Annotated in this window: 13 protein-coding genes, 2 tRNA genes and 3 rRNA genes; 4 read left to right on the top strand and 14 right to left on the bottom strand. The window is 50.1% G+C overall.

Annotation, left to right across the window (positions count from 1 at the left end; genetic code table 11):
• Window positions 1-7 precede the first annotated feature (7 nt).
• A complete protein-coding gene (locus AAGA79_RS03705; RefSeq protein ID WP_411827426.1) occupies window positions 8-196 on the bottom strand; it encodes a DUF4250 domain-containing protein in 189 nt (62 codons plus the stop codon).
• Between the two features lie 100 nt (window positions 197-296).
• Between AAGA79_RS03705 and AAGA79_RS03700 the strand changes: the two genes are divergently transcribed.
• Together AAGA79_RS03700 and AAGA79_RS03695 are read left to right on the top strand one after the other, a co-directional pair.
• Window positions 297-662, top strand: coding sequence for a hypothetical protein (locus AAGA79_RS03700; RefSeq protein WP_411827425.1), 366 nt, complete (start codon window positions 297-299; stop codon window positions 660-662).
• A gap of 77 nt (window positions 663-739) precedes the next feature.
• The gene (locus AAGA79_RS03695; protein WP_411827424.1) at window positions 740-1,672 is read left to right on the top strand and encodes a DUF6268 family outer membrane beta-barrel protein; all 933 of its coding nucleotides are present in this window, start codon (window positions 740-742) and stop codon (window positions 1,670-1,672) included.
• 78 nt (window positions 1,673-1,750) lie between these two features.
• Here AAGA79_RS03695 and AAGA79_RS03690 read toward each other — a convergent pair whose 3' ends face one another.
• The 7 genes from AAGA79_RS03690 to AAGA79_RS03660 form a co-directional block, all read right to left on the bottom strand.
• The gene (locus AAGA79_RS03690; protein ID WP_411827423.1) at window positions 1,751-2,080 is read right to left on the bottom strand and encodes a hypothetical protein; all 330 of its coding nucleotides are present in this window, start codon (window positions 2,078-2,080) and stop codon (window positions 1,751-1,753) included.
• Window positions 2,081-2,084: 4 nt separating this feature from the next.
• Complete coding sequence (locus AAGA79_RS03685) at window positions 2,085-2,714, bottom strand: hypothetical protein (RefSeq protein ID WP_411827422.1); 630 nt, start codon at window positions 2,712-2,714, stop codon at window positions 2,085-2,087.
• Window positions 2,715-2,797: 83 nt separating this feature from the next.
• Complete coding sequence (locus tag AAGA79_RS03680) at window positions 2,798-4,798, bottom strand: right-handed parallel beta-helix repeat-containing protein (protein ID WP_411827421.1); 2,001 nt, start codon at window positions 4,796-4,798, stop codon at window positions 2,798-2,800.
• A 103-nt stretch (window positions 4,799-4,901) separates the two neighbouring features.
• On the bottom strand, window positions 4,902-6,542 hold the full coding sequence (locus AAGA79_RS03675; protein ID WP_411827420.1) for an NAD+ synthase: 1,641 nt from the start codon (window positions 6,540-6,542) through the stop codon (window positions 4,902-4,904).
• A 281-nt stretch (window positions 6,543-6,823) separates the two neighbouring features.
• On the bottom strand, window positions 6,824-8,365 hold the full coding sequence (gene purH / locus AAGA79_RS03670; RefSeq protein ID WP_411827419.1) for a bifunctional phosphoribosylaminoimidazolecarboxamide formyltransferase/IMP cyclohydrolase: 1,542 nt from the start codon (window positions 8,363-8,365) through the stop codon (window positions 6,824-6,826).
• Window positions 8,366-8,465: 100 nt separating this feature from the next.
• Window positions 8,466-9,149: a tRNA (N6-threonylcarbamoyladenosine(37)-N6)-methyltransferase TrmO gene (gene tsaA / locus AAGA79_RS03665; RefSeq protein ID WP_411827418.1), complete on the bottom strand. Its 684-nt coding sequence runs from the start codon at window positions 9,147-9,149 to the stop codon at window positions 8,466-8,468.
• A gap of 90 nt (window positions 9,150-9,239) precedes the next feature.
• Window positions 9,240-11,609, bottom strand: a complete 2,370-nt coding sequence (locus AAGA79_RS03660) for a hypothetical protein (RefSeq protein WP_411827417.1) — start codon at window positions 11,607-11,609, stop codon at window positions 9,240-9,242.
• 126 nt (window positions 11,610-11,735) lie between these two features.
• On the opposite strand from AAGA79_RS03660, the gene pdxH reads away from it, so the two are divergent.
• A complete protein-coding gene (pdxH, locus tag AAGA79_RS03655; protein WP_411828209.1) occupies window positions 11,736-12,374 on the top strand; it encodes a pyridoxamine 5'-phosphate oxidase in 639 nt (212 codons plus the stop codon).
• Between the two features lie 18 nt (window positions 12,375-12,392).
• On the top strand, window positions 12,393-12,887 hold the full coding sequence (locus tag AAGA79_RS03650; RefSeq protein ID WP_411827416.1) for a hypothetical protein: 495 nt from the start codon (window positions 12,393-12,395) through the stop codon (window positions 12,885-12,887).
• Here AAGA79_RS03650 and AAGA79_RS03645 read toward each other — a convergent pair.
• The 6 genes from AAGA79_RS03645 to AAGA79_RS03620 all read right to left on the bottom strand — a co-directional run bounded on the left by AAGA79_RS03645 (window position 12,856) and on the right by AAGA79_RS03620 (window position 19,402).
• Entirely contained in the window at window positions 12,856-13,470 is a 615-nt protein-coding gene (locus AAGA79_RS03645; protein WP_411827415.1) for an HAD family hydrolase, read from the bottom strand. The genes AAGA79_RS03650 and AAGA79_RS03645 overlap by 32 nt on opposite strands.
• Before the next feature lie 452 nt (window positions 13,471-13,922).
• Window positions 13,923-14,038, bottom strand: a 5S ribosomal RNA gene (gene rrf / locus AAGA79_RS03640).
• A gap of 234 nt (window positions 14,039-14,272) precedes the next feature.
• Window positions 14,273-17,134 (bottom strand): 23S ribosomal RNA (locus tag AAGA79_RS03635).
• Between the two features lie 319 nt (window positions 17,135-17,453).
• Window positions 17,454-17,530: transfer RNA gene (locus tag AAGA79_RS03630), tRNA-Ile, on the bottom strand.
• Window positions 17,531-17,588: 58 nt separating this feature from the next.
• Window positions 17,589-17,664 (bottom strand) — tRNA-Ala (locus AAGA79_RS03625).
• Between the two features lie 212 nt (window positions 17,665-17,876).
• A 16S ribosomal RNA gene (locus AAGA79_RS03620) occupies window positions 17,877-19,402 on the bottom strand.
• Together the 16S, 23S and 5S rRNA genes with 2 tRNA genes alongside form the textbook arrangement of a ribosomal RNA operon.
• Window positions 19,403-19,440 lie beyond the last annotated feature (38 nt).

The following is a 19,440-nucleotide window of genomic DNA, read 5'->3' as shown; positions in this document are numbered from 1 at the left end:
GGATCCCCTAGCGGAACTGCTTCTGTTCCGGCATATATTCATACCCCGCCTCCCCTAGTTTCGTTTCCAGGTCTCCAAGCTCGATATCATGCGTTTTCAACAGGTCTTCCAGAGATTCGGAATGATTCCGTAGCTCGGTATTCACCAACCCTACCAACATATGCGGGTCCATCCCCAGGTAATTGGAAAAATCCATAACTACCTATGACACCCGCCCATCAATCGCGACAAGTAGCTTCAGTGAAAAATTGGCTGGAAAAGCTGCCCTACTCACCAATCATTAACCTATGCGCTCCATGAAATACATCACCCTCGCCCTCTCCCTATTTTTCGTTTCCTGCGCCGGTATGTTCCCGGGTGTGGGGATACTCGCTCCGGAAACAGTTGCCGGTTATGAAATGGATGCAACCGGACTGAAGGGCTCCTACTACTACAAATTCGCAGCAGATGGAACCTACGACCGTGAGACAGTCCTCCCGTCAGGCGAAAAATCGGAACCTAAAAAAGGCATCTGGAAATGGGAGCGCTCCTCTACAAAGGATGCGACGCTCACCCTCGATAACTCACTGGTGGTCACCTTGAATTTCACCACCCACGAGCACGCCAATGCTTCGCTCGTCGATGGCGACCGCCTCTACCCTGTGGAATTCGCCGCGCCATGATTCTTCCTCAATAAAAGTAAATATCCTCACTGCGTGGAATAACTTGATTCAGTGCAAAGCGATACTAACATCGCGAAATGTTCATAAAACCACTTTTAGGTAGCGTTTGTGTAAGCGCACTTCTCTCAACCGCAGCTCATTCCGGCGAACAAATGTCCGTCGCAGAGCCAGAAATCTTGAAGGCAGAGACACGCTTTGATCTCCCTCCTTTCGATCTAGGCAGAATAAGTTTCCTCCAGACAGGAGACATGGATTTTGAAGGTAGCGATGGAGACCTCTCCCTTACTACCTATGGATTCCGCAGCTTCTTTACGGAGCCAATCGAGCTTGCGGAAGGTTTGGTCTACATTCCAATGCTCTCATACTACGCGACCTCGCTGAATTTCGACGATGCGGACGCTTTCCCACTCCATGACGAGGACCTCCACGCCGTATCCCTTCACTCATTCTTCATCAAAACCTTCCGGAATTCCCCATGGTTTGGAACAGCATGGAATCGGGTGGAATTTGCCACCGATTATCAGAGCCCGGGCAGTGATTCCCTTACGTTTGATGGCGCAATCGGGGTCGGTTATAAATTCAACGATAACCTCTCCATCGCACTTGGCGGAGCGGTCACAGGCATCAACGGTGACGTGGAATTCTTCCCGGGAATCAATTTCGATTGGAAAGCCACTGAAAACCTTCGCATGGGCCTGTATGGACCAAACTTCCTGGCCACCTACACAGTGACTGAAAAGTGGAACCTCAGCGTAAGGGGCGAGCCAACCGGTGGTAACTGGGTATTCAGAGATGACGACGGAAAATCCCGTACTATTGACCTCAGCTCATATGGACTGGGCCTCTACACAGAGCATAACCTCTACGGGAATCTCTGGTTGACCGCAGGTGGTGGTTACACATTCGGAAACGAAATCGAACGTAGAAGCAATGGAGGTGGCAACAGCATCACTTCGGATCTTGATGGCGCACCCTACATGCAGATCGCACTCGGCCTCCGTCGCTGGTAATCCACATCGACTATTCAAAACAAAAAAGGCGGCCCGATATTCTCGGAGCCGCCTTTTTTGTGAAGAAAATTTTAAGCTTCAGCCCACTGCAATTTTATAAGCCCACAGCAGCATCAGAGTCGTGGCAACAGCCAGAAGCAGCATTAGGGCAAGACTATGACGCTGTGTTCTAAGAATATTTTCAACTTGTCCCCGGCTCAGGCTCTGCTCGAAGCGCTGGATCTCCTCACGTTCCAGAATTTCCGCCATCGGTGGCATGGTGGAGTCCCGCTCATGTTTTTCATGAGCCAGGATTTCAGGGAGCCTCTCTGCCTGTTTCTGTGCTTCCCTGAGTTGCTTCTCACGTTCGCAAAGCTCCAGCAATTCGTGGTCTTCTTCGAAGAGATCGATTTGTTTCAGCTTGGCCATGACGTTATTTGAATAGATATACGATTAGTGCGAGCCCACCCAAAGTCGCGATAGGCAGGTTGAATGCCAGTCCGTTTGAAAATTGTTCCCAGAAATCCGAAGCGTTACCGATCCCCGTGCTTTTGATGCGTCGGCGTTTGGAGGTGCCGCCGAAAACTCCGCCCGCACGCGTGCCATTGAAATAGGCTGCGGCTTGGTCATACTCATCCTCTGCCAGATCGGTCACGAGGGTAGCTTTCTCAAGTTTCTCCTGGAGATTGTTCCGTGTCCATTTTTCCGGATCGTGTTTCTGGATTTTTTCCAGATGTTCTGCAAAGCATGTGCGGCACTGCTCAAGATGCTCCGCCTCTTCACGCATTTCGTAAAGCTCGCGGTCTATCAGCGTCAGTGAGGTGGAAAGCTTCTCAGTGAGCTCAACCTGCTGGCTTAGAAACGCTCGTTTCCGCCCTGTCAGCTCCTCAAGCTCGTTCTTCTTGCGCTCAAGCTCCTCACGCTCTTGCTGGATTCTTTCCAGCTCCATTTGTGCGCTCCTGATTTTATCGTCGTAGTCGTCGTTACGGGAGCCTCGGCTAGGCATCTCCATCTGTTTGGACCGGACATTGATCGGGTGCTTGTATTCGGTAGGTGCAGGCATAAGAAAAGGAAAACTGTTTCGCATTTCCTAACAAAACCAAAGAGTTTCAGCCAGATAAATATTTGAACAACCGAGCCGGATCACTACTGCTCACCCGCGAAGTCAACGTCAGCAATAAGCTCCTCTCCGGAATTACCGAAAATTTTATTTCCGATATAGTTTTCCTGAATTGCCGCTTTCTCCAGAACCAGACCGGGGCCCAGGTTTTTTGTAATGTTGTTGGCGGTCACTTTCACGCCGGTTACCTTCGCCATTCCCACAATTCCACCAAGCGTGTTCTTCTCAATGACGTTTCCGGTAATCTCGCCGGATCCCGCACTTGTAAGAATCATTCCAAACTCATGGTTTTCCGAGAGAACGTTATCCAACACCGTTGCGGAAGATAACCCGTTGTCCAGATGTATCCCATTCCGCGTATTCATTGAGCAGGTATTTTCCCGCAGTATAACAGAAGCACCATCCCAGCTCTCGATCCCGTTCTGGTAATTTTCACTGAGAATATTGTTTTCCGCTTCCAATAAACTTCCCGAGCCTCTTACAGAAATCCCGTTCCAGCCGTTTTCAGTAAATCTGCAGCGGAGCACCTTGGCATGACCACCCTCCTGAATAGCGAGACCATGCCCACTACCTTTTTCGAATCGGCAGTCCGAAAAATCAACCTTCGCACCCCGGAGCAAAGCCACCGAAAACCGCTGCTCTCCATCGTCGAAGGAGAGATGCCTCATGGTTATTCCAGCCACAGTAGCTCCGTGCGCATTAGGACCAAACGAAATCACACTACTCTTGCCTGCTTCGCACTGTATAATCGTCTTCCCGGGGATCCCTTCGAGCTTCACCACATTGTTGATAATGAGTGGACCCTCCCATGTTCCCGCCCCCAAAACCAACCTATCCTTATCTCTCGAGGTAGCCAAGGCCTCCTCTAAAGTCGCAACATCATCGGGAATCCGGATCGTGCGCGTGTATGCTGCGATTCTCTCGTAAGTCGCTAAAATCTCAGCGTTATCAGGTGCCAGCGAAATCGCTTCCCGCATCCATTCCAGCGCCTCTTCGTTGTATTCGCCTGTATCAGCAGCGATGGTCTTGGTTTGCAGACCTAGCGCTATCACCAGATCTTCCTCTGCCTTCAGCTTGGCAGCCTTAGCATCTTTCAGTAACTCAATGGCATCCTTATCCGATTCATCGCTTTTCAACAATGCAGTCGCCCCGGATATCGCTTCATCGAAATTTCGCTCCTCCATTTGCTCGCGAACTTCCGAAAAAGCAGCCTGACGTTTCTCCTGTGACTTCGCCTCGGAAATTTTCCCAACAAGCTCCACCAATTCCTCTTCTCCGGGGTATTTCGTCAGAACCTCATTGGCAGCCTTTTCAGCATCTTCCCAACGACTCGCTTCGAATGCGGAAATCGCCTCACCCTTCCAATAACCGATAAACTGATTCTGCTCCTCGATCATCCCCGCTTCGATTCCACGGCGCCCTAAAGTCACCAATTCCGAATCTGGATAGATTCCCGCGATTTCGTCGAAGGCCTCGCCCGCTTCAGCCCACCTACGGCCCTCAATGAAGATCGAGCCCTGTCTTTCGAGGAAAGCCACCCTGGCCTGGTTACTGAGATCACGCTCCTCCTTGATCTTCAAGTAGGTCCAGCCCCCGAACCCTGCAACTGCCAGCAGTAACAGAAGCCAGCAAACCAGCATAAAACCTTTTCCCACCGTAGGTTCAGGCTCCACAACAGGTTCCTCTTCGGGAAGCTCCTGCGATTCGAGTGGTAATCCGACAGGTTCCTCCACTTGATTTTCAGAAACAAACACGGCTTGCCCCCTTTGCGCTGAAGGTTCTGCAGCCATTTCCACAACTTCCTCTCTGGGAGCGAGACCCAATGCCTCCAGATATTCCCGGACAGCAGCCAGAGCTCTATCGAACTCGACCAACCCCTGCTGATAACGCTCCGCCAACATATCGTTCGGAGCGGTGCGAACCATATCGGCGATCTGCTCACGGACTTTCTTAAATTCCTCGAGATGTGGACGTGGATCCTCGTCAGCTCCCAAACCCAAAATCTTTCTAGCTTCCGTCAGCGTCATCTTACGAACCTTATCCCACCATGCCTGATAAAAGAAAAGCCTTGAAAAAGTAAACTATATCCACGGCCACCTAGTAGTTCGCCCCCTTCAACTATGTTAGGACCTATACGAAACGCTGAACGATTGGCATCCTCCTACCCATGCCGAAGGCCTTCGAAGTTACGCGAAGACCCGGTGCCGCCTGTTGTCGCTTCCATTCATTCAGATCCACCCGCCGCTGAATCCAGCGAACCATGGATTCATCATACCCATTTTCGATGATTTCCTCAGCTCCCAGTTGCTGCTCAACGTATAGTTCCAGAATAGCATCCAGAATGTCATATTCAGGCAGGGTATCCTGATCCTTTTGATCAGGCCTCAGCTCGGCACTCGGCGGCTTCTCAATGGTGTTCCAGGGAATCCGCTCTCCACGGCGGTTGATCCAGCGCGATAGCTCGAAAACCTTCGTCTTCGGAAGATCGGAAATAACAGCCAAACCGCCGCACATATCTCCATAGATCGTGCAATACCCCACAGCCAGTTCGCTCTTGTTTCCCGTAGTCAGTAGCAGGTGGTTATCCTTGTTCGATAGAGACATGAGGAAAAGTCCTCGCAAACGCGCCTGCATGTTCTCTTCGGTCACATCCTCCTCTTTCCTCTCAAAAACCGGCCTCATGGTGCTCTTAACAGCTTCAAATGCCGCGGAAATTGATACCTCCTCGCACTCAATCCCCAGATTTTTCGCCAAAGAAAAAGAATCATCCACACTTCCCCGTGAGGAATAGGGACTAGGCATCGTCAGCCCCCTTACGTTTTCAGCTCCCAACGCGTCGGCAGCTATCACCGCTGTCAGCGCGGAATCAATCCCGCCACTGAGCCCGAGACACACACTGGAAAAACCACATTTTCTCACATAGTCCCGCAGGCCAAGAACAAGAGCGTTATAAAGCTGTTCGGTATCTTCTGTTGGAATCTCTATCTTCGCGTCTTTTCTGGAATTTTCTCCGCCCAAATCGACCACCTTGGCCTGTTCTATGAAACCCTCCATTTGCTCTATGACTTCCCCATTGGCATTCATAGCCAGCGAGTGACCGTCGAAAACCAACTGATCATTCCCGCCCACAGAGTTGCAATATACGATCGCGGCACCGGCCTGCTTTGCCACTGCCGATAACATTTCCCTTCTTCCGGAAGGCTTCCCGAGATGAAACGGAGACGCGCTCAAATTGATCAGGATATCGATCCCCTTCGCGGTCAATTCCTCGACCGGATCACGGTCATAAAATGGCCTCTGAAGATAGTCTTCCGTCCAAATATCTTCGCAGATCGTCAGCCCGATCTTATGCCCCTTCCATTCAAATACGTTACATTCCTCGCTAGGCTCAAAATACCTGCGTTCATCAAAAACATCATAGGTCGGCAGAAGCGTTTTCCACAATTTGTGGCGAATTCCCCCTTTTTCCAGCCATGCTGCGGCATTTCTGAACGGCTTACCTATCTGTTTCTCGGAGAAATCCACATAGCCCACCAGAAGTGGAACCTCCTTCACCTCGTCGGCAAGGTAATCGAGGGCCTGCAAGCACTTCGGGACAAATTGGCTTTTGAAAACCAGATCGCGTGGAGGATACCCGACCAAACTCATTTCCGGAGTCACCACTACATCCGCCCCAAGTTCCAGACACTCGCGATAAGCCGCTAAAATACGTTTCGCGTTTCCCGGAAAATCCCCCACCACCCCATTGATTTGTGCAATCCCTATCTTCATAAAGCTCCGCAAACAAATCACCCCAGAGTTCCATGCACCATCCGAAAAAGCGATTTAGTGAAACCATGTAAACGATCACAACTCCGGACAATTCCATTTCCGGAAGTGTCCCAGCTGCAAGACCGCTAAATAACCAAAACACTTACCCGCGTTTCGGTAAGCTTCTAAACTTTCAGCATCGAGCGTTCAGAACGCATAAATGAATGATCCCATCGACGCGACTTCTTCAGCCTGACCTTTATTGCCAGGCGAAGAATCCGTTCCGACATTCCAACGATCAATCAATGCCTGAAATGCCTGTGGCCGGTGAATACCATTGCCATTCCCGCAGCATCCGCCGCCGCAATAACCTCGGCATCACGCATCGAGCCACCAGGCTGGATACAAGCGGTGGCACCCGCATCAATAGCGGACTGAAGGCCATCGGCAAACGGGAACATGGCATCAGAAGCGACAATGGATCCAGCAAGGTCCAAACCAGCTTCTTTCGCTTTCCATACGGCAATCCTCGAGGAATCCACGCGGCTCATTTGCCCTGCACCAATGCCAAGGGTTCTGTCTGCTTGTGCATAAACAATTGCATTGGATTTAACATTTTTTACAATTCTCCAACCGAAGCGCATTGCACGAAGCTCTTCCTCAGTTGGAGGGCGCTTGGTCACAACCTTGCTTTCCAGATTCTCAAGACCAAGAGCACTATGATCGCGGTCCATAACCATCAATGAAGCTGGACCCGAGCGGATGACAGGGGATTTTTTCGCTACCAGATAGGCATCGTTCATCTTCATCAGACGCAGGTTTTTCTTCTTCTGCAGAAGTGCACGTGCATCCGGCTCGAACTCAGGAGCAATAATTACATCTGTAAAAATTTCTGAAATTACCCGTGCAAGCTCGATGGTAAGTGGGCGGTTCGTCACGATCACACCTCCAAATGGCGCCTGACGATCGGTTTCAAAGGCTTTTTGCCAAGCTCGACGGAGATCCTCATCGTCCTGACCTACCCCGCAAGGGTTTGTATGCTTGAGAATTGCCACCGTAGGACGCACGAAATCAAGAATCAGATCCGCTGCAGCCTCGATATCTAGGATATTCGTGTAGCTCAGTTCCTTACCCTGGACTTGGGTGAAGCAGGAGGCGAAATTGCCGTATAGGGAGCATTTCTGATGCGGGTTATCTCCATAGCGAAGTTCCTGCTCCAGCGGCATGCTAAGCGTAAACGAAGTTCCTGTGCCTTGACGTGATTGGCCGAGGAAATTGGTAATAGCTCCATCATACTGGGAAGTGCGGAGGAAAACTTTCACCGCTAGTTGCTCCCGGAGCCCCCGCGTCGTATCCCCGCCGTTTTCCCGCATTTCCTCGAGCACTACAGAATAATCATCCGGAGAAACGATGACCGTGACATGGGAATGATTCTTCGCAGCACTGCGTAGCATGGAAGGCCCACCGATATCGATATTCTCAATAGCGTCCTCAAGAGTCACACCTTCCTTCGCTACCGTCTCCTCGAAAGGATATAAATTTACGACAACCAAATCAATCGGCGGGATCTCATGCTTCTTCGCATCCGCCACATGTTGCGCGTCATCTCTCCTGTGGAGAAGACCTCCGTGGACCTTGGGGTGAAGAGTTTTCAAGCGGCCCTCGAATAGCTCAGGCGCACCGGTGTATTCGGATACATCAATCACTTTGAGACCCGCGTCGCGCAATGCTTTGGCAGTTCCTCCGGTAGAAAGAAGTTCCACGCCCATCTCGGCGAGACCCTCCGCAAAATCCACCAGACCTGTTTTGTCGGAAACCGAAAGCAATGCTCTAGAAATAGCCATAATTAAAAATATTAGGTGAGCGCCGGATCGCAGAAGCAGTTCCGACGGGCCACTCCCGTATTCAAACCCTACTCTTCAAGCAAGCTGGAAACCTCAAAACCTACACCCCTTCAATCTTCACCACTGATACACAAGCAGTTATGAAATCGAATCGAAAACGAACATTTACCCCCGCAAGCTCTGCTCCATAGATTCTTTTCTCGTCCCGAGAGCCTGCGGCAGGTCGCGGGTCCAGCGATAAAACCTCTTTAATCAAATGTTGGGAGCGCTCATCGAGTTTTTCGAACGCCCTCTTGGCAATTTCCTCAATTTTCACCTCATATCGCGGTATCTCGGCTTCCGCATAGCCTGCGCTAGCATCCGGAATGGCCTCTGCATACGGCAGATACGGCTTCACATCATAGATCGGGGTCTTATCCACTAGGTCCACTCCGCTTACATGCAGGATTGGTGGGTCTTCGTCGATCCGGTCCAATTTTACCAAGGAAAGTCCTAATCCGTTCGGACGATAAGTCGAGCGGCTGGCAAACACACCCACCCTATCATTTCCTCCCAGACGAGGTGGCCTGACCGTGGGCCGCCAGCCTTCGTCCGAAGTTTGGTGAAAGCCGAAAATTAACCAGACATGTGAAAACCCATCCAAACCACGAATCGTCTCGGGAGCGCTATAGCTTTGCGAGAATTCCAGAACGCCCCATGCGCTGGGACAGAGTCCCGGCTGCCTCGGCACCGCAAATTTGCTACCGAAACACGTTCTTATAAACCCGATAGGCTCAATTTCCATATCCGCTACCTATTCACAAAAAAGCCCCACGCTCCAGAAAAGAGCGCAGGGCCGGGAAATATTCGGACACAAGATTCCGAACCTGTTTCGTTATTTCATTTTGAAGTGGATGCTGCTGCGGAGCAAGCCGTCCTCTTTTCGGATAGTCCAATCAAGCGTATCAAAGTCTTTCGAGGCTGCGATGATCTCTTTAATATCCTTCTTGTTACGGTTGAAGTTCCTCAACTGAAACTCGTTGGGGAACAGATCGTCAGCGTTGTTCTCAACCATCGTCATCATTTCATCAGCGTAGTTGGTAAGGGTATTGAAGTTCACGTAGAATTTGATGCCGTTGCCCTCGACGCCACCGGCGGAAGCCTTACCGATCAAATCGATTGCGCGCGTTTTTGATGAAGATGCGGCGAACCATTCGTCGCTAACTGTGACAGAAGGCATGAAGTCATCCTGGAAGAACGGAAGAGGGAAGAACCAGGTGGTCATTCCGTCTTTTTCTGAACTCATCGGCTTCTGCATAGGGATATTTTTCCCTGTCATTTCACTCGCCTTTGCGAGAAGCGATGTCGCTCTTCCGTCAATTTTCGTCCATGCGGATGCAAGTTTTTCGCGATCTTCCACAGGAGCGATCATCGTCAACCTCGGCGCTTTCGCATCATTGATGACCGCTTGCGGGACACCGGGAACGGCAGGAAAAGCACCCTCCAAGTCTACCACAACAGCATACTCGTCACCTAGCCCCTGGGCAAGATCTCCACTGATGGCCTCATAGATTCCTACGACATCTTCACGAAACTGCGCATCGAACAACTGGGCGTATTGCTTCATTTCAACAAAATCTCTGTCGTCGATATCAAGCTCGGATACCTTCATCGTTACCGCGTAAGCAGTTTCGAGAAGAGCCTCCGCGTACTCGCCTAATTTCTCATCATATTTTGCATCGCCGGGAACATTGAGGAATAGCAAATTACTTCCGCTATCACCCAAGTGGGAGAGGGTAGTGGATTTCTTCCAATCAACTGCACCTTTGTCATATCCGCCAAAGCTCTCGATTTTCAGCCCGTTGTCTACAAATGCGACTAACCCAAGATCGTCGTAGGATCCAAGGTCCAGCAAAGCTTCTTCGCGGTCAGCAATGATCTGGAACATTGCCTGCAGATCGCGCGTATCACCGAGTGAAGTGCCACCGGCAATGCCATCACGCAGTCCTAAAGCATATGTCGCGAGTCCACCCGATTCATCGATCAGGGTTTTAGCAAGTTCATCATCGCCGTAAATAAGTGAAACCAACTGCTTGTCCGCATAGGCATCCACAAAATTGAGTTCGCCGGATGCGACTAAAGAGTCTTTCACACCCGAACTAAGAGCGAGCTTGTCCTGATTACCACCGATCATAGCCACGACATAATTGCCGACAGTGCCTGTCACGATTGTGAGCTTTTTACTGCGAATGATGTCCAGAAGCTCTGTAATATCTTCAGCGCTTAGATCCTTCTCCATACTCTCACGTTCACCCTCCATCACTTCGGCGATTTTCTCGCCCAAAACCTGATACCCGGAAAAAGTGGATCCCCCCGTTTCAAACTCTACGGGCGCAACCATTTCACCAGCCATCGCAAACATCCCCATGCCGGAATTGACAAGCTGTGCCGCTTGCTCCACTTCACCGTCCTTAGCACGGAAGGCCATGTAAAGTGTCGGCATATCAACCTCTTTCAACAGCTTCAGACCGGATTCAGGATCATTCAGAAGTGATTTAACCAACTCTTCGCTACCAAAGGAGTTTCCAATGCTCTCCTCGAAAGCACCGGGACTCTTGGTTTCAGCAAAGGACAATGCTGCTTTCCCTAGCGCTACCGCCTGAAAATATGCCATTCTCCGATTGAAGATAAGTGCATTGCCAGCTTCCGCGCTTGTTGTGCTACCAAAGGCCAACGTCACTTCTTGCCCGAGCAACATCCAAGGACTTGGCTGCCCCTCTTGAGCAGGTGCAATCTCCATTTCATTCTCCATCTGCTCCGCATCTGGAGCCTCAATCTCATCTTCTTCAAGAATCTCCTCCTCGATCATAGGATCCACCATGGCATCCTCAACCATTGGCTCTTCAATATGGTCCTCTTCGAGCATCGCATTACCCATTCCAAGATTGCCCTCGATAAGTCCATAGAGCTCCAGTGCTTTCAGCTGTTCCGCCGCCTGTTTCGCATTGTATGCCGAAACAACAACTTGAGTATCCTTCGGCAGATACTGTGCGAACCCAAGTTTCGCAGCACGTTCCTCATCGCTGAGTTTTGCCTCAAGGGGATCGGATTTTGGAGTAACCACCTCTTCGACAGTCTCCAGAACTTTCTCCACGATAGACTGATCTTCGTCGCCACTCTCGGTATTCTTAGGTTTCTCCTTACACGCAAAGACGCCTAAAGAAACCGCAGGGACGAGCCACCATGCATTTTTTTGCATTTTCATGCACTTAGTAAAAAAGGACTACCTAACGCTTACAAGTCCCAATGGCCTTATTACAATTCTTTTACATCCGGGGTGTTAAGATTCCATTCTGGTTTGAATTCCGGAAATTTCAGGATAGAAATGCACATGGATTTGTCCACTTTCCGCAAAGAATATTCTACAAAAGGCCTTCATCGCGAAGATCTTTCAAGGGATCCCATCGAGGTATTCGAGCAGTGGTTTAAACAAGCTTCCGAACTAGGTATCCATGAACCGAATGCCATGACCCTGGCCACAGTATCTCCGGATGGATTGCCCTCGCAGCGCACGGTCTTATTAAAGGCATTTAACCACGACGGCTTCACATTCTTCACAAACTATTCATCAAGAAAGGGTATTCAGATCGATAATAATCCATCCGTTTCGGTACTCTTTCCATGGCTAACACTCGAACGCCAAATAATTATCCAAGGAATCGTAACTAAAGTTACAAAAGAAGAATCACTCGAATATTTTCGTTCCAGACCCCGTGATTCTCAGATTGGAGCTTGGGTCTCGGATCAATCCACTGTCATCAATTCTCGTGGGATTTTGGAACAAAACCTTACTGAAATTTCCAGAAAATACGAAGGTAAGGATGTCCCGCTGCCACCGCATTGGGGCGGATATAGAATTAAACCCAAGACAATCGAATTCTGGCAAGGCGCCGCAGCGCGGATCCACGATCGCTTCATCTATACAGTCCAATCCAGCGGCGATTGGCTCATGCAGCGCCTTTCGCCCTAACAGTCCCTTAAACTTGTAATGAAGCGCTACAAACAAAAGTTTTGTTCCATCCTCTCAATACCAGTACTCCTCCTGGTATTTTCAAGCTGTGCGGATAGAGTCGAATCAGAGCCGTCTGAGAAAAAGGAAGTCCAAGAAAAACGAAGCGTTGTAGGACGTGTCGCATCGATTCCCGCAAACCGAACCTTCGTTTTGATACAGGCCTACGGAACATGGACTGTGCCGAGTGGATCCATACTTACAACCCAAGGTCCAAATGGACGTTCTGCAAATCTACGGGTTAGCGGAGAAAAACTTGGGCAATACGCCGCCGCAGATATCCAGTCCGGCACCCTCGAAGTTGGAGACGGAGTCTATAGTATAGTTGTTCCTGTTGAAGATGATTCTGTATCTCCAACATCTGACTCGGCTCAGGAATCAGAAACTTCTCCCGTGCTCCTTCCCTCCGAAACCGAATTATTGGAGGATCAACCGATTATCCCTACCTCGTCACCACAAGGGGCATCGGAATAGTTATAACGCTCATTCCCGCAGCCTGCGCTGCAATTACACCGGGAGGTGCATCCTCGAGAACCAAGCATTTCCCTGGTTCCACACCAAGCAGTTGAGAAGCTTTCAGGAAAATATCAGGGGCCGGCTTTCCGTTCGTGACGTCATCAGCTGTAACCACTTCATCAAACCAATCGGAACAGCCAAGTAGAGAAAGTGTTTTTTCTACAACGTAGCGTGAGCCACCCGATGCAACAGCCATTGGAATTTTGCCTCGAAGTGATTGCGCAAATTCTGCGACTTCCTCAATGAATTCAACGTTGGCCAATTTCTTCAGATACGCCTCACGTTTTGCGAGTGCAATCGCATCAGGATCGAGCTTCAGATCGTATTCAACGTTTAGATCCTTAACGATATCCCGAGTGGGCCTTCCTCCCATCGCGAAAAACACGTCCTCCTTAAAAATCCCTCCTGCGCCAAAAGTAGCAAGAGCTTCACACCAAGCATCAAAATGTGCCGGCATGGAATCTACCAATGTGCCATCACAATCAAAAATTACTGCTTCAAACCCACCCTTCGGAAACTCAACTAGCCCTATACTCGACATAACGGGGCACGGGGTATCTCTTGCTACTGGCATTTGCAAGCCACTATCGTAAAGAAAACAGAATCAGTCCTACTGCTCGTCTTGTTCACAAAAGCCTGATCCGATCCCCACTGGGTTATTTTTCGGTTTCCGTTTTGGGGATTAAACAAACTTCCGATTAGTAGCCGACCGAAGCTCAACGGCTTTCCGCCTTGAATCCTATCTCGATCAGTGAACTTTCAACATACTACCTCTGAGGAACCATCACTTTTTTTTTCGGGTTGCATAGCTTGTTGCGCGTTTTAGCCCTGCTGGCTGCTGGTTTCGCATTGGGCCTGCTGTCTGCTGGCTTCGCACATTGGACCCTGCTGATTGGTGTCTTAGTGTCCGCCGGTTGGCGCTAGTCTTCAGCATCCTCGGATTTCTGGGCAAAAAAAGAGCCCGACTCCTTGGTTAAAAGGAGCCGGGCATATACCTGGCGACGACCTACTCTCACAGGACCTATCGTCCCACTACCATCGGCGCTGCAGCGTTTCACTTCCGGGTTCGGAATGGGACCGGGTGGTTCCACCGCGCTCTGGTCACCAGAGGGCAATTGTGGTATCGGGTAGTCTTACCCGCTTCCAGAACTGTTTCTCTGATGAGCTGAACCGAGATGTTACCTAGTGTGTGTCACTGGCAGCTTGTCGCTTCTGTTCTATTTCAATGTCAGGTTCGCTCCCTGACATCCATATGGAGATAGTAATTTTCTTGGCGTAGAGCACGATGCAAGCCTCAGAGATGAGCCTTACACGATACTTTTGATATCCGAATTCAATAAAGGATAATCAAGTCAAACGGATGATTAGTACTGGTAAGCTGAATATATTACTACACTTACACTTCCAGCCTATCGACGTCGTAGTCTTCGACGATCCTTAAGGGAAAATTCATCTTGGGATTGGCTTGGCGCTTAGATGCTTTCAGCGCTTATCCATTCCGCACGTAGCTACCCAGCCATGCTCTTGACAGAACAACTGGTACACCAGAGGTGCGTCGATTCCGGTCCTCTCGTACTAGGAACCGAACCCCTCAATTTTCCTACGCCCACAGAGGATAGAGGACCGAACTGTCTCGCGACGTTCTGAACCCAGCTCGCGTGCCGCTTTAACCGGCGAACAGCCGGACCCTTGGGACCTTCTCCAGCCCCAGGATGCGACGAGCCGACATCGAGGTGCCAAACTTCATCGTCGATATGAACTCTTGGATGAAATCAGCCTGTTATCCCTAAGGTACCTTTTATCCGTTGAGCGACGGCAATTCCACATTCAACCGCCGGATCACTTAGGCCTACTTTCGTATCTGCTCGACTTGTAGGTCTCACAGTTAGGCGGGTTTATGCCTATGCACTCGACACACGGTTACAAACCGTGCTGAACCCACCTTCGCGCTCCTCCGTTACTCTTTAGGAGGATACCGCCCCAGTAAAACTGACCGGCTGACACTGTTCTCTGGCCTGATTCAAGGCACAAAGTTAGATCTTCCAACACCCAAGGGTGGTATCTCACTGGCGACTCCATGATGTCCTAAAACACCACTTCAAAGTCTCCCACTTATGCTGAGCATGAAAATCGAAAAACCAATGACAGCTTACAGTTAAGGTCTATAGGGTCTTTCCGTCCTTCTGCGGGTAGGCGGCATCTTCACCGCCATTACAATTTCACTGAGCACCTGGTTGAGACAGCGCCCAACTCGTTTCACGATTCGTGCAGGTCGGAACTTACCCGACAAGGAATTTCGCTACCTTAGGACCGTTATAGTTACGGCCGACATTCACGGGGACTTGGGTTCAAAGCTTCGCCACGAGGGCTAACATCTTGCCTTAATCTTTCCGCATTGGTCACGTGTCACATCCTATACTTGGACTTGCGTCTTGGCAGAATGCTGTGTTTTTGCTAAACAGTCGGTTGGGCCATTTCACTGCGACCTATGATAAATCATAGGTACCCCTTCTCCCGAAGTTACGGGGCCAATTTGCCGAGTTCCTTAACCAGGGTTCACTCTTACGCCTTGGTATATTCTACCCACCCACCTGTGTCGGTTTACGGTACGGGTTCCTTAGCATACACTGGGACTTTTCTCGGCACATGTTTTGACAATACGGTTCAGCCGAAGCATCCCCTCAGAATTCAATCACTTAGTTGTCTCCACACATGCGTCCTCCCAGTTAAAGGGTTGGAAGTGCAGGAATATTAACCTGCTGTCCATCGGCTACGCCTATCGGCCTTGCCTTAGGTCCCGACTAACCCCGGGACGAAAATCGTAGCCCGGGAAACCTTGGGTTTACGGCGGCCGGGGATTTCACCCGGCTTATCGTTACTTATGTCTGCATCCTCTCTTCTCAACTCTCCACGGTCAGTCACCATCGCGCTTCAATGTGTTGAGAATGCTCCTCTACCACGCCATCCCCCAGGGGATGACATCCAGAGCTTCGGTACTATGCTTATCGCCAATCATTTTCGGCGCAGAATCTCTCGATGAGTAAGCTATTACGCACTTTTTAAATGGTGGCTGCTTCTAAGCCAACATCCTCACTGTCTATGAAATTCCACCTCCTTTCCACTTAGCATAGTTTAGGCACCTTAGCTGCTGATCAGGGTTGTTTCCCTTTTGACGATGAAGCTTATCCCCCACCGTCTCACTGCTGCGCTCTACCCCATGGTATTCGGAGTTTGATAGGGGTTGGTAGGCGGGTATGCCCCCTAGCCCTGTCAGTGCTCTACCCCCATGGGTCAACACGCAACGCTGCACCTCAATGCATTTCGAGGAGAACCAGCTATCACGGGGTTTGATTAGCCTTTCACTCCTACCCTCAGCTCATCCGAGAATTTTTCAACATTCACCGGTTCGGTCCTTCACGTAGTATCACCTACGCTTCAACCTGGCCAAGGGTAGATCACCTCCGCTTCGGGTCTAGCACATGCAGCTATGATCGCCCTATTCGGACTCGCTTTCGCTTCGCCTACGTTCCAGAAGAACTTAAACTTGCCACATATACTAACTCGCAGACTCATTAAGCAAAAGGCACGCCATCACCCCGAAGGGCTCTGACACCTTGTAGGCACACGGTTTCAGGTTCTATTTCACTCCGCTCACAGCGGTTCTTTTCACCTTTCCCTCACGGTACTGGTTCACTATCGGTCGCTAACTAGTATTTAGCCTTATGCGGTGGTCCGCACAGATTCATACGGCGTTTCACGTGTGCCGTATTACTCAGGAACTCCCTAGGGCTTCGCTAGATTTCGATCACGGGGATTTCACCCTCTATGTCGGAACTTTCCAGGTCCTTAATCTATCTATTGAAGTCCCACGTCGGGGTCCTACAACCCCGGAGACAAGTCTCCGGTTTGGGCTGATCCGCTTTCGCTCGCCACTACTGACGGAATCGATTCTCTTTCTTTTCCTCCGGTTACTGAGATGTTTCACTTCACCGGGTATCGCGTACTGTTTCCTAACTTCCCTTCTCACCTTGCGGTGGTCAGGCTTCAGAAACAGACAATAATGTATTACCACTATTAGGTTACCCCATTCGGGAATCTCCGGATCAAAGTATGTTCACTACTCCCCGAAGCTTTTCGCAGCTGACCGCGCCCTTCATCGCCTGTTAGCACCAAGGCATTCACTGTGTGCCCTTTAAAACTTGATTTCCAATTATGAAATCAGGCTGTTTCTTAATGAGTTCTTCACATCCTAACTCCGCATTGCTGCTTTGCTACGATGATCTGTTCTCTTAATTTTGTTACTTCGGATTGCTCCAAAATAACGATTTGCCATAAAATTATGTATTATTAGGTATTCGAATATATTTCCAAGTATCGCGTAAGAATGGCTCACATGAGCTTACATTACTTATACTTTACAGAAAATTGTTTCTCTCCATATGGATGTCAAAGAGCGGACACTAACGTGTCTTACTTTTCATTAGATAGTGTGAAAACAGTGTCCTCGATTTGCCAATCGGGTAATGGTGGGCCTGGCTGGACTCGAACCAGCGACCCCACGCTTATCAAGCGTGTGCTCTAACCAACTGAGCTACAGGCCCAATATAGTTACCCTTGGATCAATAGTATTCATTGCTGAACAACTACCGAGTGATCCACTGGTGGAGGTTAACGGATTCGAACCGTTGACATTCTGCTTGCAAAGCAGACGCTCTACCAACTGAGCTAAACCCCCTTAATTCAGGGAGAAATGTTTTCGAAGAAAAAGATCAAATTGTGCGCTGCTCTACTCTGAACGTTATTCACAGATTTTGTTTATAGTTGTTTTAGGTGCTAGTCCTTGCGGACTTGCAACCCCAATAAATTGGGGCTCGACCTATGACAGTGACGGTAACGATGTGAGTCGTTATTGTTATTTCTAACGTCCATTTGCCATTTACTCCGTAGAAAGGAGGTGATCCAGCCGCAGGTTCCCCTACGGCTACCTTGTTACGACTTCATCCCAGTTACCAGCTTCACCTTAGGACCGATTAAACGATACTTCGGGTGCTACCGGCTTCCATGATGTGACGGGCGGTGTGTACAAGACCCGGGAACGTATTCACGGGGCCGTAGATGATGCCCCATTACTAGCGATTCCAACTTCATGGAGGCGAGTTGCAGCCTCCAATCCGAACTGGGCCCAGTTTTACAGATTTCCTCCACCTCGCGGTATCGGTTCTAATTGTACTGGGCATTGTAGTACGTGTGCAGCCCTAGGCGTAAGGGCCATACTGACCTGACGTCGTCCCCACCTTCCTCCCAGTTGATCTGGGCAGTCTGATTAGAGTTCCCACCATTACGTGCTGGCAACTAATCACAAGGGTTGCGCTCGTTGCGGGACTTAACCCAACATCTCACGACACGAGCTGACGACGGCCATGCAGCACCTGTGGAAATCCCCCGAAGGGTCACACGCTTTCACGTGCTTAGAGATCCATGTCAAGCCTAGGTAAGGTTCTTCGCGTTGCATCGAATTAAGCCACATACTCCACCGCTTGTGCGGGTCCCCGTCAATTTCTTTGAGTTTTAGTCTTGCGACCGTACTTCCCAGGCGGCACGCTTAACGCGTTAGCTCCGGCACAAGGGGGGTCGAATCCCCTCACACCAAGCGTGCACCGTTTACTGCTAGGACTACAGGGGTATCTAATCCCTTTCGCTCCCCTAGCCTTCGAGCCTCAGCGTCAGTAAATGTCCAGTAGCTCGCTTTCGCCACGAGTGTTCCTCTCGATATCTACGCATTTCACTGCTACACCGAGAATTCCAGCTACCCCTCCATTACTCTAGCACGGCAGTATCCGATGCAGTTCCAGGGTTGAGCCCTGGGATTTCACATCCGACTTACCGCGCCGCCTACGCTCCCTTTACGCCCAGTGATTCCGAATAACGCTCGGGACCTTCGTATTACCGCGGCTGCTGGCACGAAGTTAGCCGTCCCTTCCTCTTCTAGTACTATCAACCCTGTTCGCTATTAACGACCAGGTCTTTCTCCTAGATGACAGGAGTTTACAATCCTAAGACCGTCATCCTCCACGCGGCGTTGCACCATCAGGGTTGCCCCCATTGTGAATTATTCTCGACTGCTGCCACCCGTAGGTGTCTGGACCGTGTCTCAGTTCCAGTGTGACTGATCGTCCTCTCAGACCAGTTACCCGTCGTAGCCTTGGTGAGCCGTTACCTCACCAACAAGCTGATAGGGCGCGAACCAATCCTGTAGCGACAGCCCGAAGGCCACCTTTAATCTTGCGATACCATGGGGTATTAATCCACCTTTCGGTGGGCTATCCCCCTCTACAGGGCATGTAATTCACGTGTTCCTCACCCGTCCGCCACTAAAATCTTCCAATATAAATACCGAAATCATTCCGTGCGACTTGCATGTCTTAAACACGCCGCCAGCGTTCATTCTGAGCCAGAATCAAACTCTCCGTAAAAAATTCGGTTGGCGTAATTATCCAGGCCGAAACCCTTC

Source organism: Luteolibacter sp. AS25 (assembly GCF_046736275.1).
In the GTDB taxonomy this organism is placed as follows: domain Bacteria; phylum Verrucomicrobiota; class Verrucomicrobiia; order Verrucomicrobiales; family Akkermansiaceae; genus Luteolibacter.
The sequence above is the reverse complement of the archived record's forward strand: the minus strand, read 5'-3'. Positions and strand labels throughout refer to the sequence as shown.

Excerpts from the sequence above, each read along its gene's own strand:
- AAGA79_RS03705 (WP_411827426.1), bottom strand. The coding sequence starts at position 196 with ATGGATTTTTCCAATTACCTGGGGATGGACCCGCATATGTTGGTAGGG.
- AAGA79_RS03645 (WP_411827415.1), bottom strand. The coding sequence starts at position 13,470 with ATGTCGAGTATAGGGCTAGTTGAGTTTCCGAAGGGTGGGTTTGAAGCA.
- AAGA79_RS03685 (WP_411827422.1), bottom strand. The coding sequence starts at position 2,714 with ATGCCTGCACCTACCGAATACAAGCACCCGATCAATGTCCGGTCCAAA.
- tsaA (WP_411827418.1), bottom strand. The coding sequence starts at position 9,149 with ATGGAAATTGAGCCTATCGGGTTTATAAGAACGTGTTTCGGTAGCAAA.
- AAGA79_RS03660 (WP_411827417.1), bottom strand. The coding sequence starts at position 11,609 with ATGAAAATGCAAAAAAATGCATGGTGGCTCGTCCCTGCGGTTTCTTTA.
- pdxH (WP_411828209.1), top strand. The coding sequence starts at position 11,736 with ATGGATTTGTCCACTTTCCGCAAAGAATATTCTACAAAAGGCCTTCAT.
- AAGA79_RS03650 (WP_411827416.1), top strand. The coding sequence starts at position 12,393 with ATGAAGCGCTACAAACAAAAGTTTTGTTCCATCCTCTCAATACCAGTA.
- AAGA79_RS03680 (WP_411827421.1), bottom strand. The coding sequence starts at position 4,798 with ATGACGCTGACGGAAGCTAGAAAGATTTTGGGTTTGGGAGCTGACGAG.
- AAGA79_RS03690 (WP_411827423.1), bottom strand. The coding sequence starts at position 2,080 with ATGGCCAAGCTGAAACAAATCGATCTCTTCGAAGAAGACCACGAATTG.
- AAGA79_RS03675 (WP_411827420.1), bottom strand. The coding sequence starts at position 6,542 with ATGAAGATAGGGATTGCACAAATCAATGGGGTGGTGGGGGATTTTCCG.
- purH (WP_411827419.1), bottom strand. The coding sequence starts at position 8,365 with ATGGCTATTTCTAGAGCATTGCTTTCGGTTTCCGACAAAACAGGTCTG.
- AAGA79_RS03700 (WP_411827425.1), top strand. The coding sequence starts at position 297 with ATGAAATACATCACCCTCGCCCTCTCCCTATTTTTCGTTTCCTGCGCC.
- AAGA79_RS03695 (WP_411827424.1), top strand. The coding sequence starts at position 740 with ATGTTCATAAAACCACTTTTAGGTAGCGTTTGTGTAAGCGCACTTCTC.